The organism is Desulforegula conservatrix Mb1Pa (assembly GCF_000426225.1).
GTDB classification, from domain to species: Bacteria; Desulfobacterota; Desulfobacteria; order Desulfobacterales; family Desulforegulaceae; genus Desulforegula; species Desulforegula conservatrix.
In genome coordinates this window covers 1-1,817 of sequence record NZ_AUEY01000166.1, presented here as the reverse complement: position 1 = coordinate 1,817, position 1,817 = coordinate 1, and the positions used below count along the sequence as shown (strand labels likewise).

Here is a 1,817-nt window from a genome sequence, read left to right as displayed (position 1 = left end):
TGTTCATGCCTTGAAATAGCCTTACGTTTTTTATTTGATTTTTCCTCTGTCATATATTCCCCTAATAATTATGGTGTAATTTTTTCGTAAATTAGCCTGAAAATATTAAAAAATCAATTGAAAATAATTCCGACTGGTGCTACTCATAAAACCAATGAGCGAAGCGAGGAAGGGCGCGCTTATACGTTGCTTCGCAATGTTTGTTTTTAATTCCAACCTAAAATTTTTGACTATTTTAACTATCAAAAGCCTAATAAAGCACATATGGCAATCTATAGACTAAGCTCACAAATAATAAGCAGAAGTACAGGGCGTACTGTTACAGGTGCGGCTGCTTATAGAGCTGGTGAAAAAATCCTTGATGAAAGAATGAATCAGACATGGGATTTCACAAAAAAGAAAGGGATTGCCCACGCAGAGATCCTGGCTCCTGACAATTCTCCTGAATGGGCTTATGATCGGGAAAAACTCTGGAACGAAGTCGAAAAATCAGAACAAAGAAAAGATTCACAGCTTGCAAGAGAAATACAGGTTGCCCTGCCTATAGAACTCACAAACGAACAGAAAAAAAATCTGGTTAAAGAATTTGCAAAAGACAGTTTTGTAAATAAAGGCATGGTCGCAGATATTTGTCTTCACGACATAAGCGGAGAAAATCCACACGCTCATATAATGCTAACAATGAGGGAAATAAGCCCTGAAGGATTCGGCCAAAAAAACAGGGACTGGAACAAGAAAGAACACCTTCTTGAATGGCGCGAAGGCTGGGCCAAATATGCAAACAACCATCTTGCGCTTGCAGGGCATGAGATTGTGATCGACCATCGAAGCTATGAAAAGATGGGAATACCGCTTGAGCCTCAAAAGAAGATAGGGCCTTTAAAACACATAAGTGAGGATGACAGGGCCAATACAGACCGGATGCAGGAATATCTTGAGACTTGCAGAAGGAATGGAGAAAAAATCAAGGCCAGTCCTGAAATAGCGACTGATCTTTTCAGCCGCAAACAGGCCATATTCACTGAAAATGATATTTTCCGTCTTGCAAACACATACAGCGCAGACAAGGAGCAGTTTGATGAGGTTGTTTCCGCAATAAAAAACTCTCCTGATCTCGTTCTTCTCGGAGCCGGGGAAAACGGCAAGGAGCGTTACACCACACGCCAGACTCTCGAAGCAGAAAACTCCATGCTCTCAAAATCGGAGCAGATGGCAAAGGCTCACAGTCATAAAGTCAAAAACAAATATCAGAAACAAGCCAAGGCCAGCAGAACTCTTGCTCCGGAGCAGGTGAAGGCATTCAATCATATTCTTTCAAGCGGGGATATGTGCTGTGTGGTCGGATACGCCGGAACAGGCAAGAGCTATATGCTTGACGCAGTCAGGGAGGCTTACGAGGCTGGAGGATATACAGTAACAGGGGCGGCACTCGCTGGAATAGCTGCCCAGGGGCTTTTCGAATCTTCAGGAATACCAAGCCAGACGATAGCCAGAAGACTTCTTGACCAGGAACAGGGCAGAAGCGAGCTAACAAAAAAGCATGTTCTGGTTATTGACGAAGCCGGAATGGTCGGAACGCGCCAGATGAACGCCCTTATCTCACATGCCCATGAAAAGGGCGCAAAGGTTATTCTGGTTGGAGACGGGATGCAGTTGCAGCCCATAGAGGCCGGAGGAGCCTTCAGGGGAATTTATTCCAGAACCGAAGGCGTTAACCTCACGGAAATCCGGAGACAGAAAGAAGGCTGGCAAAAAGAAGCCACAAAATACTTTGAAGAAGGCAAATCAAATGCCGCCCTGAATCTCTACAAAGCCGC

At 44.2% G+C, this 1,817-nt stretch carries 1 protein-coding gene; it reads left to right on the top strand.

Translation table 11 applies throughout. The features are described 5' to 3' along the window. Nucleotides 1–264: 264 nt before the first annotated feature. The coding region (mobQ, locus tag K245_RS0121570; protein WP_027360812.1) for a MobQ family relaxase at nt 265–1,817 on the top strand (1,553 nt) is incomplete at its 3' end.